General features: G+C 34.8%; 15 protein-coding genes. 6 read left to right on the top strand and 9 right to left on the bottom strand.

Annotated elements, in window-relative coordinates; genetic code table 11:
- Positions 1-61: 61 nt before the first annotated feature.
- Both V7127_RS22500 and V7127_RS22495 read left to right on the top strand, forming a co-directional pair.
- Entirely contained in the window at positions 62-2,434 is a 2,373-nt protein-coding gene (locus V7127_RS22500) for a polyprenyl synthetase family protein (RefSeq protein WP_335489864.1), read from the top strand.
- 228 nt (positions 2,435-2,662) lie between these two features.
- On the top strand, positions 2,663-2,851 hold the full coding sequence (locus tag V7127_RS22495) for a DUF4083 family protein (protein WP_335489861.1): 189 nt from the start codon (positions 2,663-2,665) through the stop codon (positions 2,849-2,851).
- Between the two features lie 389 nt (positions 2,852-3,240).
- Here the strand turns inward: V7127_RS22495 and V7127_RS22490 are convergent, their stop codons facing one another.
- The 4 genes from V7127_RS22490 to V7127_RS22475 all read right to left on the bottom strand — a co-directional run bounded on the left by V7127_RS22490 (position 3,241) and on the right by V7127_RS22475 (position 5,207).
- Positions 3,241-3,654, bottom strand: a complete 414-nt coding sequence (locus tag V7127_RS22490) for a VOC family protein (protein ID WP_335489858.1) — start codon at positions 3,652-3,654, stop codon at positions 3,241-3,243.
- Positions 3,655-3,728: 74 nt separating this feature from the next.
- Entirely contained in the window at positions 3,729-4,259 is a 531-nt protein-coding gene (locus V7127_RS22485; protein ID WP_335489855.1) for a hypothetical protein, read from the bottom strand.
- Between the two features lie 23 nt (positions 4,260-4,282).
- A complete protein-coding gene (locus V7127_RS22480; protein WP_335489852.1) occupies positions 4,283-4,663 on the bottom strand; it encodes a hypothetical protein in 381 nt (126 codons plus the stop codon).
- 124 nt (positions 4,664-4,787) lie between these two features.
- On the bottom strand, positions 4,788-5,207 hold the full coding sequence (locus V7127_RS22475; protein ID WP_335353523.1) for a VOC family protein: 420 nt from the start codon (positions 5,205-5,207) through the stop codon (positions 4,788-4,790).
- 293 nt (positions 5,208-5,500) lie between these two features.
- Here V7127_RS22475 and V7127_RS22470 point away from each other — a divergent pair, with 293 nt between their 5' ends.
- The gene (locus tag V7127_RS22470; RefSeq protein WP_335489849.1) at positions 5,501-5,794 is read left to right on the top strand and encodes a hypothetical protein; all 294 of its coding nucleotides are present in this window, start codon (positions 5,501-5,503) and stop codon (positions 5,792-5,794) included.
- Positions 5,795-5,964: 170 nt separating this feature from the next.
- Here V7127_RS22470 and V7127_RS22465 read toward each other — a convergent pair whose 3' ends face one another.
- Positions 5,965-6,354: an iron chaperone gene (locus V7127_RS22465; protein WP_335489846.1), complete on the bottom strand. Its 390-nt coding sequence runs from the start codon at positions 6,352-6,354 to the stop codon at positions 5,965-5,967.
- 600 nt (positions 6,355-6,954) lie between these two features.
- On the opposite strand from V7127_RS22465, the gene V7127_RS22460 reads away from it, so the two are divergent.
- Both V7127_RS22460 and V7127_RS22455 read left to right on the top strand, forming a co-directional pair.
- Entirely contained in the window at positions 6,955-7,509 is a 555-nt protein-coding gene (locus V7127_RS22460) for a copper resistance CopC family protein (protein ID WP_335346638.1), read from the top strand.
- A 3-nt stretch (positions 7,510-7,512) separates the two neighbouring features.
- Positions 7,513-8,604 carry a copper resistance D family protein gene (locus V7127_RS22455; protein ID WP_335346637.1) on the top strand — a complete coding sequence of 364 codons (1,092 nt, stop codon included), beginning with the start codon at positions 7,513-7,515 and terminating at the stop codon, positions 8,602-8,604.
- A gap of 388 nt (positions 8,605-8,992) precedes the next feature.
- On the opposite strand, the gene V7127_RS22450 is transcribed toward V7127_RS22455, so the two are convergent.
- Both V7127_RS22450 and V7127_RS22445 read right to left on the bottom strand, forming a co-directional pair.
- Positions 8,993-10,102, bottom strand: a complete 1,110-nt coding sequence (locus V7127_RS22450) for a lactonase family protein (RefSeq protein WP_335346636.1) — start codon at positions 10,100-10,102, stop codon at positions 8,993-8,995.
- Between the two features lie 211 nt (positions 10,103-10,313).
- Positions 10,314-10,730 carry a GNAT family N-acetyltransferase gene (locus tag V7127_RS22445; protein ID WP_335346635.1) on the bottom strand — a complete coding sequence of 139 codons (417 nt, stop codon included), beginning with the start codon at positions 10,728-10,730 and terminating at the stop codon, positions 10,314-10,316.
- A gap of 254 nt (positions 10,731-10,984) precedes the next feature.
- Here V7127_RS22445 and V7127_RS22440 point away from each other — a divergent pair, with 254 nt between their 5' ends.
- Positions 10,985-11,719, top strand: a complete 735-nt coding sequence (locus V7127_RS22440; protein WP_335489842.1) for a DUF3888 domain-containing protein — start codon at positions 10,985-10,987, stop codon at positions 11,717-11,719.
- Positions 11,720-12,177: 458 nt separating this feature from the next.
- Here V7127_RS22440 and V7127_RS22435 read toward each other — a convergent pair whose 3' ends face one another.
- The gene (locus V7127_RS22435; protein WP_335489839.1) at positions 12,178-12,810 is read right to left on the bottom strand and encodes a type 1 glutamine amidotransferase family protein; all 633 of its coding nucleotides are present in this window, start codon (positions 12,808-12,810) and stop codon (positions 12,178-12,180) included.
- A gap of 75 nt (positions 12,811-12,885) precedes the next feature.
- Positions 12,886-13,848, bottom strand: a complete 963-nt coding sequence (locus tag V7127_RS22430; protein WP_053477974.1) for a helix-turn-helix transcriptional regulator — start codon at positions 13,846-13,848, stop codon at positions 12,886-12,888.
- Between the last annotated feature and the right edge of the window lie 232 nt (positions 13,849-14,080).

Below are 14,080 nucleotides of genomic sequence, written 5' to 3'. Positions count from 1 at the left end.
TTAAAATATTGGTTGGATTATATAGCATATATATAAGAAAACATGAAGCAGAGGTAATGGTATGAATGAGGAGTTAAGGAAAAAAGCCGATGCAAGTTATCGGCTGGCTGAGCAAAAGGCAGCTGAATATTTTCAATCACTTTATGAGCAAGTCAGGCAAAAGATTTATGTATCTACCTTGATAAAAGATATACAATCCTGGAAACAAGATCATATTCATCATCATTCATTATTATCCTTATTTTCGCGTAGAAAGGGAAAACCTGATTCTCGGGATTATCACAGTTATATCAAGTGGCTGGATTACACAGGTAAACTAGATCATTATCTGGATCGAAGCATCTCCTATATTTTCTTGCGGGATCTGGGCAAAAGGTTGGACTCATCTGACACAAAGACTAGGGTTCGGCGTGTTGTGGACAATTTAAAAAGTCATCTGACAACAGACCGAGGAGACAAAACGGAGATGTTTAGCATGGCCCGGTTATACCGGATGGCCCAGAAGGAAGGCATTGAATCCACGATGATCTGGTTGATGAACAAACTAAAGACTGTATCCTCCCATATTCCAAAGGGGATGGATGCGGAGCAAGCTCAGCGGAAACTTATTAAAATCATTGCTGGGGTATTGATGCACGAGATTGAAGAAATGGGCGATGAGATATCGCCTCAGGAACGTACTCAAAAACTGGATAAGGCTATGAGGCTAGGCTATTCTTATGGTCTGACTTATCCCTTCATTGACGATCTGCTGGATTCAGGAATCTTATCCGATAAGGAGAAAAAACAATATTCCGATTTGATACGTACTACACTTATTACAGGATCTGTGCCGAAATTGGGCGAATGGACTGGAAAAAACAAGGGTTTGATTCGATATATTCATTCGGAACTTAAAGCTGCTTTCGAGTATATTAAGGCCCACCAGCGACAAGAGACAATCAGTTCATTTTTCGAGCAATCTTATGTGTTTTTTAATTCCCAGGAAGTCGATCGTGTAAAAGATCTATCAAATGCAAATTACACCAATGAAGAGCTTTATATACCAATCATTTTAAAATCTTCTTCTTCAAGATTGATTGTCCGTTCAGTCCTTAGTGCTCCAGAGGATGAGGGATTTGACAACAGAACATTTTTTTATGGCATTTACAATCAGCTGGCTGATGATTTTGCAGATATGTTTGATGACATGAAGGACGGTGCAGTAACACCCTATACCTATTATTTGAAATATCATGATAAACGTCCAGATCTTATCAATCCCTTTGAATTATACTGGACGGTCATCTCCCATTTGATCCATAACGTGTATCATTCAGATACAATGACTCGTGAGGTGATGTTGGATCGTGCAATAAATAGCCTGAAACGATTTAAAGTGCGAATAGGCACAAAGAAATACAACGAGGTTATGGAGTTATTTGCTTCTGGAAATCCAAAGTTCAATCGGATCATTCAAAAAATGGTTCGAAAAGCGGATGATGTGGATTTCTTTGATAAACTGCTTAGAGATCAGATGATTACCCATCTGAAAAATGAAAGTAAAGAGCGAGAAGGATTTTTAGATACGATCGATACCGTTCGCAATCAGATCAACAACATCTTACATATTCCTAAAAACGATTATGATTCTATTATGCAAGATCCAATCATTGATGCTGCAAATTACAGTCTGGAAGGCGATGGAAAGCGATTGAGGCCTATATTGACTTGGGTCATGGGCGTTAACGAATATGGATTAAAAAGTTCAGCAATCGTTCCGCTTCTGAGATCATTGGAATATATGCATACCGCATCCCTAATCTTCGATGATCTGCCATCCCAGGATAATGCGTCCATCCGCAGGGGACGACCAACCCTTCATCATGTGTATAACATTGCTATAACAGAATTAACCGGTCTATTTCTAACCCAGAAGGCAATCCGGGAGCAAGCATCACTTGACCAATTCGATTCAAAAACGGTGCTTGCCCTGATTCAATATTCGGCCCAAATGACAGAGGATATGTGTAAAGGACAGGCGATGGACTTGGATTCAAAAGGGAAAACATTGACACTGGAACAATTGAATATGATGAGCTTTTATAAAACTGGGATCGCATTCGAAGCGTCCCTCATCATGCCTGCCATGCTCGCCCAAGCAAAGCAGTTGGAAATAGAAGCTTTGAAAAAATTCGCCTATCATGCCGGTATTGCGTTTCAAATTAAGGATGATCTGCTTGATGTTGAAGGAGATCTGGTCAAACTCGGAAAACCCATTGGCAAAGATAAGGAAAACAACAATTCGACTTTTGTGTCCATCCTTGGTGTTGTTGGTGCTAGAAAAGAAATGTGGGAACATTACTGTCTTGCCATGGAAGTGTTGAAAGAGGTGCCGCGCAATACCACTTTTCTGAAGCATTTATTGAATTATATTGTGAATAGGGACCGTTAAGAAGAAGAGGGATACGAAGTAGTTAGAGTAGGTAACTGCTGCATTAATTGTGGCTGTGATCACTATTCAAGCCATGTGAAGTGCTGCTCACTACTCGTAAGAAAAGATTAAAGTAGATATAAGTAAAGAGCCTCCCTATAAGGAAAGGCTCTTTATAATAATTGAAAAAAATTATATGTTTATTTTACCAAGCCAAATCTGATAAACTTCATAGAGGAGGGATAAATTATGAACATCAATTTAGGTGATATACTTTTTCAGGCTTTTAGCTTAATTTGGGTATTTATTTTTATTGTTCTAATGGTTTATGTAATAAGGTTTTTTAAGAATAAAAAACAAGAGAACCAAAAAATTGTGACTTTAGAAAAGAAACTTGACAGGATTATTGAATTACTCGAAAAGGATAAGAGCGAATAATAATAAGGCTTTAAAAAATATCCCCAATGGATCTTATTATGCCCCTTAGCAACCAGAAAATTAGTCTTATAGGGAATAATATCAACTCCGGTATCCAAAATAGCACGTCAAGAAAAAAGTCTAATACGTTATAATGATCCCTGCTCTTTCTGCTTTTTCTTGTTTTGCTTTTCTTCCGCTGCCACCATTCCTTCATTTATATCATCCCACCTTTTGATTTCCTACAAAAACGAATCATGTATTTGGCAATTAAAAAATTCTATTAATGGAGTATGTTTTTTATAATTAGGGATATTGAAGAAAAGCGCCTGATTGTGGAATATCATAAATACATGTCTAGTTAAAATAACGCACTCGTTAGCTTAATAAGAGATTTAGCTTTCTATTTCTTACTCTTTCGGCATCTTGCTCATATCCATATACAACACATTCCAGCGGTGACCATCTAAATCAGCAAAACCGCAGCCGTACATCCAACCTTGGTTCTCCGAGGGCTCACCAAAAATTGTACCTCCAGCCTTTACTGCCCTCTTTGCTATTTCATCTACTTCTTCTTTGCTCTCTGCATCAATGGAAAATAATACTTCAGTAGCTTGTTTTGTATCGACTATTTCATGTTTGGTAAAATTTTTGAAAGTGGAAACAGGAAAAAGCATTACGGTAGCATTATTATCTCCGATGACTAATTGCACTTGATCGCTATTGCCAAGTGGTGTATTAGTCGAAAATCCAAGTTTGCTATAAAACTCTTTTGATTTATTTGTATCTTTAACTGGCAAGTTGATCCAAAATTGTTTTGTCATAGTTATTTCTCCTTTTTTCATTTAATTCTACCCGTTACATTAATATATAATACTTTCTTTACTAACCCATTCTCCTAATTTGTACCTACATACTTAAATTCTTCGTTATTCCCAAACAGAAAAACAATTTCATACTTTCTCTCACTACCATATTGGTCATAACCATAAAGGAAATAGCCGACTTGTGTATTTTCAGGTTGTGGGAGATAAAATTGTAAATACATAGGTAATCCAGCAATTTCTTTTGGGAAATACCGTTCTTGTGGAGCGTCATTCAGTTCAGCAAAATAGATCTTTTCATCAATAACCTCAAAATTAACATCAAATTCACTTCTTAATTTATCGAATTCGTTATTTGCAATATGCTTCAAGATTAACCTTGATTTATGGTCAAACTTTGAAAGATTGCTAAAAGCGTCTGTTAATTTCGTTCTTTCTTTATTCAATTCATCGTTAATTAATCTAAGCTCTTCTTTTAGTTTACTAATCTCCATATCTTTCTCTTCAAGCTGAGCTTCGTATTCCATATCATATTTATCATCTGAACATGCAGATAAAAAACTTTGAATCAGCACAATTCCCAACAATAGAATAAACCGTTTCATTTGATCAACTCCATTGAAATATCTTAACTTGATAGTTCCATAAAGAATTTTCTAATATCCTCTGGTAATTCTTCTACTGAATGAATTTTTAACTTTGCAGTTCCTCGTGAAGTCATAATTACATAAGACTTTTCGTTAAACTCAAAAAGTGTGAATTGTCCTACACTATTAGCTGTATTCTCTTGAATATAGTTAAAATCCTCTCTCGAAAAATTACGTTCATAACCGTCTAAGAATAGCTTTTGAACTTCCTTAAAGCTGTCTGAAAAAGTTAATTCTTGATACAATTCAAGTGAGTTTTTAGGTTTAAAGAAATATCCATGATAGAATAATCCACCAGCTATTATTAATATGATTACCAAGTAAATAATCCAATCTTTTAGCGTTCTTTTCTTTGTAATCATCGAATTTTCTCCCCCATTTACTTCAAATCTACTGCCCCTTTAGTACAATAACTTCAACAAAAAAGCGTTTATCCCTTCTTGGATCAACGCACCCGATAGCACAACAATAAATAACAGTTCTTGATTATTGTGAGATTAAATATTTTTCTTTGAAAATTGGACTCAGCTCACTCCATACATCGAATTTATTCCCATCTATATCGTAAAAAACAAAATTCCTTCCAGAGTGACCTCTGTTTTCAATTTCTCCAACTTTAATCCCTTTACCTATAAAATCCCTATGTATTGTTTCAAAAGCAACTAAACCATTCACTTCAAATGTTAAAGAAAAACATTCCTCACCATAAATATCAATAAAATTGGAACTTTGATGTTCTTTTGATTTAACAAGAAAAATGCTTTGGTTTGCAAGATTTAAAATTGCTTTATCTTCATCTTTATAGCTTAATTCAGCATCTAATTTATTTACATACCATTCAGATGATAGTTCCACATTAGTTACTGGAATATATGTGGTTCCGACCCTTAATAATTTCTCACTCATTAAAAATCACTCTCCCAAATTCTGATGAGTAAACAATTCCCTCTCTTTATATGTTTCTCCTTTAATCGACTCCATAATTTTCATAATTGAACTAACTTGCCCCTTTGGTGAAAAAGCGACTGTTCTTGTTGAACAATCGCTACCCGTTAGAAGAAAAAATGGCTGCCGATAAGACAACTATATCTTGAACCAACATATAGTGAGTAAAACTACTTCAGCTGGGTAGTATATGTTTGGGATGGTGTGCTTTCATCATTAGCATTTTCCCCATTAATAAACAAGGAAGTGAATAGATGAATCAGAGTAACGAACGCAATAACTTTGGTGGAAATGTAGAAGAAAGTGGCAACAATCAAGCTGGTAGTAGTGCTAATCAAGATGCGAGTGCCTTTGGTGAAGCAACAGGAATTTTTAATGGAGCCGTTGCGGGTGCTATGATAGGTGCTCCATTTGGACTAATTGGTACTGTAATAGGCGGTGTTTCAGGCGGTGCTATTGGTAACCAGATCGTAGAGGGGGCTGAAGTCGATGACAAAACAGCTTCCACAAATCGTGATGAGAGCAATAATAATTCTATAAATAAGTAGAGGCACTTTACAAAAATGTATTTGTGTTAATCTCACAAAAAAGGACCGTCAAAAAGACAGTCTTTTTTTTTCACTAAAAAGCACTCGTTAGTTTAAGTACATTTCTGCACAATCATTATCTTCTTGATATTGGAAAGAAAGCGACTCTCCTCCTAATTATAACAATGAAATTATTTCTTCTTTTTTATTTTCCCTTCAGCTTTTCTTTTGTTTTCTTCAACTCTAAATTTTACGATTTTACTAATTAATTCATAAGGGATGGGTTTTCCTATTGGAAATTGCACTGCGCCTTTCGATGTCTTATATCCCGATAATTCCTGTTTAAATGTATTAATTCCGCTTGCAGTTGGATAAAGCCCTATATGGTTTTTGAATGCAGCAAAATGTACCAGATTTCCATTTAAAGCAAAAGTAGGCATTGCATAACTTATTTTTTCCTCAGCATTTGGCGCTGATTCCTTTATAACCTTTCTTATTGTTTTTAGTATTTCTTGAATCTCTTGAGGATATTGTAAAATATATTCATCAATTGATTTCGGAATAGTGGTTTGTTGTTCCATTGTATTTCTCCTTTTCATAAAAAAGTTTTGATAGTATTTCAAAACATTTTATCATAAGGCTCTGTTAACGTTTAATGTTGATATTATAACGAGAAAAAATAGAACATCCAATTATTTGGAAGTTCTATTTTTCGTAGTATGGTCTTATTCAACTATAGCACCCTTTAGCACAATAACCTCATTCCTACAAATGTATCTTTTAATGACTCGTATTATCTGGTAATTCTTCAACCACAAGAATTTTTAACCTTTCAGTTCTTGGAGAAGTCATGAGTCAAAATCTTCTTTTGTAAAATTGTCTTCATTGCCGTCTAATATAAGTTTTTGTACTTCCTCAAAATCATTTGCAAAATGCAATTCCTAATAGGTGATAATGTTCGTTGAGTTCTTCTGAATGTATTTTAGTCTCTTACTCCACCAACACTAATTCCAGGAGCATTTATAATGAAAATTTGATACAGTAGTTGGGTGATCGCTAAATTTCCTTTATTTTACAAATGTTACTTCATACAAAAATCACATTTTTGTAATATACTAATTGATGAAAATGAATAGTAATATTTATTTTATATTTTAGAGGGAAGTTTAGGAGGATTTATTTTGAAACGTATTTTTACCGCAGCAGCAGTTTTACTAGCAATGTCTATTTCTACTAGTGCGTTTGCTCACTCGCATATAGGAGGATCAAATCCAGCAGATGGTGATGTTGTAACGGAACCATTAAAAGAAATAGTTCTTGAATTTGATGGTAAAATTGAACAAGGTAGCTTTATAGATGTAAAAACGGAAGAGGGGAAAGCAATCGAACTACAAGATATTATTATTGGTGATGGTACATTAACAGGTACTGTTGCTGAGCCACTTCCAAATGACGAATATCAAGTAAATTGGAGTATTATTAGTGCAGACGGTCACCCATTAGAAGGTGAATTCTCATTTACTGTAAATGCGCCAGTTCCTGAATCTGTGGAAGAAGTAACAAAGGAACCGTCAGAAACAACTGAATCAGCTGAGCAATCGACAGAAAATCAAGAAAAAGCAGCTTCAGCGGATGAAGTGGAGAAAGAATCATCTTCTATGACAGCTATTCTTATTGTTCTTTTAGTTATCATAGTAGCAGGTGGTTTCTTCTTACTTACTAAAAGAAAGAAATAATAAATGGGTATATTAGTAATTATTAGTCAGGCACTTTTATATTTATGCTTTTCGGTCTTAGTAGGAAGTTTTTTTCTTCTCCTTGTCCCAAGGAAATATCGTCCTGATATAAAAATTCCAAAGCGCTTATTACTTATTAGCGCCATTATGCTACCTGTTTTCGCATTTATTCCTGTACTTGATATTACGTTATATATTGCTCCACGTTTAGGTTTATTTGAATCGTTAATAATTGTTTTAACAACCTATACAATTGGGACTGCATGGGATTTTACCCTTCTCGTTTCTAGTGTATTAATACTATTAATTGCCTTGGCGAAATCTACTGAAAAGAACATTTTCTCTATTTTAGGAGCATTTCTAACATTTGGATTAATATTAACAGTTGCTTGGTCAAGCCATGCGAGTGCTGTTGATCCAATTATAGGAATTATCAGCGACTTTATTCATTTAGCAGCTGTCAGTGTTTGGGTTGGAATTCTACTTATGATTGGCTGGTGTTCGCTCAATCATAAAAATTGGCTTGAATTTTTAAGCTGGTTTTCCCAGGTTGCTTTTGGCTGTTTAGTTGCTACAATTCTTAGTGGTGTTTTCTTGATGGATATAATGGTCGATGGGTATATTGGTTCATGGCTGGTTTCATATGGACAAGGGTTATTAATGAAACATTTATTCCTACTGCCACTTGTTTTTTATGCATTAGTGAATGGTTTCATTGTAAAATATAAAATTTCAAAAGATGCTACATTCAATCCAATCCCTTGGATTCGTGTAGAAGGCTTTATTTTATTTACAATCTTTACAATTACAGCAGTTTTTTCGCAACAATCACCGCCTCATGGGAATTATTTAACGGGTGATGCGATATCACCTTTATTCAGTCTATTTCACGATGGCATAATCGATTCTGATACTACAATTGGCTTTTTTGTGAACTTAAATACAGTATGGTTCTTTTTTCTTTCTATTCTATTTATGGGGTTAATTGTATTATCATTTTTAAAAAAAGCATCGATTATTATATCTTTTCTTTTTAGTTGCTTATTTGTAACGAGTATATACTTTATGATAATGGTTACTGTGATAATTCGCTAAAAAGAGTGTGACTCAAAAAGTCGCACTCTTTTTTTATTTTCAATTCTGGATATTTTTTAAGTAGTTTTAATAAATAGTGGTAAACAATGACTCCAAATAATTTCCTTCTTAAAAAATTCACCTCATCATTTAGTAAACTTAATAATGACATCAAATTTTTTCAATTGGTGCCACTGTAAATTTTCCATATTGATATAAACTAGTTAGTTTATTACTGAGCGCTGGATGTCCTTCGCTTTTCCCTTACTATAATGAGCTCAAGTACATTTTTTCACAATCTTGCTGGCAATTATGTTGTCTCATAACAAAAGCCACCAGTAAATCGGTACCTTGTTTTTAACAACTCCCGTATTTTTCTATTCCACCCAGTAAGGTGAACCCAAATGAATCACAGAACTGCTAAACCTTGTGACCCAAAGTAAGGAAAATTAGTCCATGCAGCAACCTGCAATCTTGCTAAACTACCATCCTTTTGAATATTAAATACTGACACTGTTCCTTGATTTCCGTTAAGGGTGTAAAAATGCCGTCCATCTTTACTCACTCCAACATCCATCGGCAGGCCTGGTGCTGTACCTGGCGGTGTACTGGTAATATGCCTTACCACCGACAGTGCTCCATTGGGATCAATTCTGTAGGTGGAGATGGTGCCGCTTAAGGTGTTGGTAGTATATGCAAAACGTTCATCCCTCGTTGTTACAACCCAACAAGCAGTCTGATATCCGTTTGGTACAGAGCCGCTAATCACATGAAGGATACCATCGTTGCTCAATGAATAAGATGACAGTGCATTTGAAACTGCTTCTGTAACTAAGAGGATTCCAGACGATAGAAAATAAACTCCCAATGGTCCTTGACCATAAGAATCATTAACGATTGGTCCTGTAACCGTACCATTTTTATTTACAGGGAATACACTGATATGGTTTGATGTAAGCTCAGAGACAACGATTTTACTGCCATCCGGAGTGAAGAGAACCTGCGCCGGTTGAGCATTGAAGGTACTGAGAGAATGGGTGGATCCTGGAATAGGAGTAAGGCTTCCGTTATCATCTATGTGAAAGCCAGTGATATTTGATGCAAAATTGTTTGCGGCATTACCTACATTGGAGACATAGAGAAGATTACCAAACACATCTACGCTATTGGGCTGAGCACCTCCTGATGGCTTTATATCCACGAGTACAGGTGCCCCGCTGTCGGTTATGATGAAACTACTGATACTATGGCTGCCTGCGTTAACTGCAATTAGAAAACGTCCATCACGGGACAAAGTTAGGGCCCCTTGTGACGCTAGGGGATCGACGCCATCATTTGCTGTTGCAGTGGAAACTTCCTTTGTACCAGTACCTCTTCCATAAGTTGGGTAGGAACCCACAAAGGTGAGCATTCCATTCATGTCCATGTAATAGGCAATGATTTGATTCATTACTTCATTATTGGTCATCATGTACACCATACTCGCACGTGCACGAAAATAATTGTTCATTATCTGCATTTTATGACCCTCCTCCTTTCCTAATTTTATATGGTTCTGTTGTCATTATAATTCCCCAATTCATTAAGAAGAGCACATTTCCTGCTCTAGAAATGCGCCCGATTATGGAATAATCAACAACTCTTCTATTAGCTGATATTGAGAAATAGGGAAAGCACAGTTATTTGTATGCCTATTTCACATAATCTCCGTTATCGGAAGTGAAGATTTTCTATTTGACGGTTTTTCTCATGAAATTAATATCACCAATTTCTTTATTGAATCCCCATTTTTCATAAAAAGATATTTTGTCAGATTTACAATACAATTCAAAGTGTTGCACAGATTGAAGTTTAGGGTGTGTCGTTACTTGATCTAACAATATTCGTCCCAAACCTTTTCCTTGGTACTCTTCATGGATAATAACATCGAATATTAAGGCTTTATAGACAAAATCTGAAAGAACACGTATAAAACCAATGAGTCTATTAGTTTTATTTTCACATATTCCAATGAGGATGTCTGTGTTTTCAAGCATTACCAACACGTCTTCAAACTTTCTGTTATCTGTCCACCATTCTTGTTGGTATAATTCGTAGAGTTCTATGATTTGTTGTTCGTCTAGTGTTGAGATGATATTGTAATTCATGTATGTTTCATTCCCTTCAAAATATATATATTTATATATATCATTCACTTTTCAGGTGTACAAATCCTTTTTTGCGATGTTTTACTAAGTCAACTATTACGCTCTCTCAATTGTGCTTGATGCTACATAAAAAAGTTGGGGTTAATGCAACCTCTTCCTCAATTAAATGGCCCTATTCTGGAACAAGTTTTTTTGCCCTGAGTAAAAAATAACTTCACCTCTGTTGTCACAATATATTATGGAGGTGATTGAATATGAGACCAAAGTTATCCGCTATTTCTGTAATTACTGTACTTCTTATGAGTATTTTTATGCCTTGCACAGCCCATGCAACTGTACAAAAAGGCAACAATGGTAGTATGAATTTCGATATTGACTTAACAGGTTATCTACTCTATGGATTTGGTGATTTTAATCAGCTGGGTTATAAAATAACACCACTTGCCCAATTATATTTTACAATTATTCAGTTGGAAGAAGAATGGATTGATGAACCACGACTATATATCAAGGGTAACGAAGGTTATGTTCACCTTTGGAAAGAAGATGGAACTAATGTACTTTATACTGTTGAAAAACAAACAAGTGGCCCATTAAAAGATATGTGGAAAATTGTTGATGTTAAAAGAAAGAAAATTAACCGAATACCAGTTCCAAAACAATTACTTAAAGAAGCATTGATTGAACGCTTAGTAGACCCAATAAGTAAAGCTATTGAAACATATTATAAACCTAAACTGTGGGATCGGGGATTCGAGAAAATCCTTAAAATAGAGAGAGATGAGACAAATTTCAACTTAAATGTAACTGTTCAAGTTCAAACTTTCGAGGGGGCACATAATCCACCTTATGGTGAAGAAACAATTACTTTTCAAATTCAAGGTAGCCATATTAAGGTTGTTGATTATAAACATAGAGACATTCCAAAAGAAGAATGGACTAAGATAGAATTAAGAAATAATTCTAATAAGAAAACAAAGCAGCAATAAAAAAGATTTGGGGACTCAAGACCTGTCACTTTGGTTTTGCAAATCCAGCTTTAAAGCCAGCTATCTTTACATGTGAATATTAACTCGGTTTTTTCATTATGGGGAAAACGCCATAGGTACCACTAGCAAAATGTGAATTTACCACGTTAAGGAAATCAATATTAAAAAGCCCAATTTTCAATGCTGAGAAATTGGGCTTATTCGTTACTAAAGAAAAGCGCCCGATTCTTGAAGATCGTTCCATCATTATTACCAAAGTAAAAAAGCCCACCGTTGTTCAATAAGATTAAAAAGAGATTTAGTTACCAGTTCTATTAATAACAACATCAGGGTGTGCTTTGTAAGTTTTTTACTTCCATAAACATTTTTAAGCTATATACAAAAACCATGCTTTGACATCGTCTAAAGCATGGTAATTATTTTAACTAATTTAAAACTGCTAAGTTAATTTTTTTCGCTCATCTATTTATTGAATTCATTAACTGGAAGAAGTATTCAGGTTTATGAGTCTTATTTAGGTTATACCATGAATGTAATGTATCTGGTGCAAATACATCTAATTTTTTCAGTACTTCCATCGCAAATTCCAGAGGAGCTACTCCTGATGCAGTGACCAAATTCTCACCAGATACCACAGGTCCCATCTCATGAAATTCTTCTCCTTTATAATTAGGACAGACCATTTTAATGTACTCTAAGTTATTGCTTGTATGCTTTCTAGAATCTAGGTATCCAATATTCGCTAGTCCCTCAGTTGCACCACAAATTGCAGCAACAATAGTCCCAAGCTTTAAAGCTTCGCCAGTTTTTTTCAAGATAGGTTGATGAATATCTTCTCTCCAAGTATTCCCTCCAGGTAAAACTAAAAGATCTTTACTCTCAAGAGTACATTCATCAAGGGAAATATCTGGTTTTATGCTCAGACCTCCCATCGTAGTAATAATTTCTTTATTAACTCCTACTGTAACTACTTTTAAAGGTGCTAAATCTTTTTTGAAAAATCTTCCTGAGTTTAGTTCAGCAATTAAATATCCATATTCCCAGTCTGACATTGTATTAAATACATAAAGATAAACTTTTTTTCTTTGCATCCATTAACACTCCAATTACAATTGATATAGCCTATTATAATATAACTTCCCTGACAGCTAACGTCAGGGAAGTTATCATACTTGATGAAATTTTATTAATTCCGACAGAACTTCAATAAGTCTTTTCTTAAGACTTATTGGCTCAATAACTTGAATAGATTTACCGTACGGTAAAAGTAAATAAGGTACATATGTATGTATCATATTTTTTTCAAGAAGAAATACTGCTTGATTTGATGTCCGTTCTTGTAAATAATGTCCTAAAAACCAATGTTGGCAAATATCACCCAACGCCCTTGCGTTTCCATTAATAACCAAAGGGATAATCCCTTCCTTATCTTCTATAGTTGGAAGGAGGTTTTTCATAAAAAAGTCACGTGCTGAAAAATTTTCTGGCCGGTTAAACTTATTTTCGGTTAGCATTAGACTTTCAATTCGATCTACTCTAAAACTACGAATATCATTCCTAAGATGACAAAATCCAATCACATACCACTTATTATTCCAATAAATAATTCTGTACGGATCAACCAATCTATACTTTGATTGCTCTTCGCCACTTTTATGGTATAGAATTTTAGTAGAGTATCCATCAGCTACGGCCTGCTCCAACTCCTTCAAGAAAGGTTCCATAGAGAGGGAACTTAATCGACTTATTACTTCAAGACTGGTTAAATGTTGGTTTATCTTTGTTTCCTGCTCTTGATTTGAATATTTGCTTAGCTTTGAAATAGCCCTATTTAGTGCTTCACCTCCATAATATCCGGCTTCTTCTGCAAAAACAGCAGCGTGAAATAGTGAGGTTTGCTCCTCAAAATCAAAAAAAAGAGGAGCTTCAATAAAATTGTTCAATAAAGTGTATCCACCGTTATGTCCTGTGTCTGAAATTATAGGTACACCACTTGTTGAAAGTGTATCAATATAACGATACACAGTCCTTATATTCATCTCTAACTTTTCTGAAATTTGTTTTGCAGTAATTTTTTCACCTGAACTAAGCATCCATAGAATTGCTAGTATATTGTCAATTTTAGGCATATGAATCCACCTCTATATGGAATTTATTATCTATCCTATAAGGATATTTTTTCCTTAATTAGTAATAAGTAAATTTTACAGTATTTATCATTAAAATTTAACTTATTTCCTTGAATTAAACTATTCTGTCTTGTTAGTTTAAGTATAATTCTTTACAATCTATTTCCGACTTTTAGTATAACTCATCAACCGCGTTATTCAACAATCTGGCCCTTCGTATTATAAGGTCAGC

Origin of the sequence: Bacillus sp. JJ1773 (genome assembly GCF_036962035.1) — a bacterium.
Taxonomy (GTDB): Bacteria; Bacillota; Bacilli; order Bacillales; family Cytobacillaceae; genus Cytobacillus.
Note: the sequence above shows the minus strand (reverse complement) of the source record. Positions and strands in the feature narration are given on the sequence as shown.

Coding starts and splice junctions, on each gene's coding strand:
- V7127_RS22500 (WP_335489864.1), top strand. CDS start 62: ATGAATGAGGAGTTAAGGAAAAAAGCCGATGCAAGTTATCGGCTGGCT.
- V7127_RS22495 (WP_335489861.1), top strand. CDS start 2,663: ATGAACATCAATTTAGGTGATATACTTTTTCAGGCTTTTAGCTTAATT.
- V7127_RS22490 (WP_335489858.1), bottom strand. CDS start 3,654: ATGACAAAACAATTTTGGATCAACTTGCCAGTTAAAGATACAAATAAA.
- V7127_RS22485 (WP_335489855.1), bottom strand. CDS start 4,259: ATGAAACGGTTTATTCTATTGTTGGGAATTGTGCTGATTCAAAGTTTT.
- V7127_RS22480 (WP_335489852.1), bottom strand. CDS start 4,663: ATGATTACAAAGAAAAGAACGCTAAAAGATTGGATTATTTACTTGGTA.
- V7127_RS22475 (WP_335353523.1), bottom strand. CDS start 5,207: ATGAGTGAGAAATTATTAAGGGTCGGAACCACATATATTCCAGTAACT.
- V7127_RS22470 (WP_335489849.1), top strand. CDS start 5,501: ATGAATCAGAGTAACGAACGCAATAACTTTGGTGGAAATGTAGAAGAA.
- V7127_RS22465 (WP_335489846.1), bottom strand. CDS start 6,354: ATGGAACAACAAACCACTATTCCGAAATCAATTGATGAATATATTTTA.
- V7127_RS22455 (WP_335346637.1), top strand. CDS start 7,513: ATGGGTATATTAGTAATTATTAGTCAGGCACTTTTATATTTATGCTTT.
- V7127_RS22450 (WP_335346636.1), bottom strand. CDS start 10,102: ATGCAGATAATGAACAATTATTTTCGTGCACGTGCGAGTATGGTGTAC.
- V7127_RS22445 (WP_335346635.1), bottom strand. CDS start 10,730: ATGAATTACAATATCATCTCAACACTAGACGAACAACAAATCATAGAA.
- V7127_RS22440 (WP_335489842.1), top strand. CDS start 10,985: ATGAGACCAAAGTTATCCGCTATTTCTGTAATTACTGTACTTCTTATG.
- V7127_RS22435 (WP_335489839.1), bottom strand. CDS start 12,810: ATGCAAAGAAAAAAAGTTTATCTTTATGTATTTAATACAATGTCAGAC.
- V7127_RS22430 (WP_053477974.1), bottom strand. CDS start 13,848: ATGCCTAAAATTGACAATATACTAGCAATTCTATGGATGCTTAGTTCA.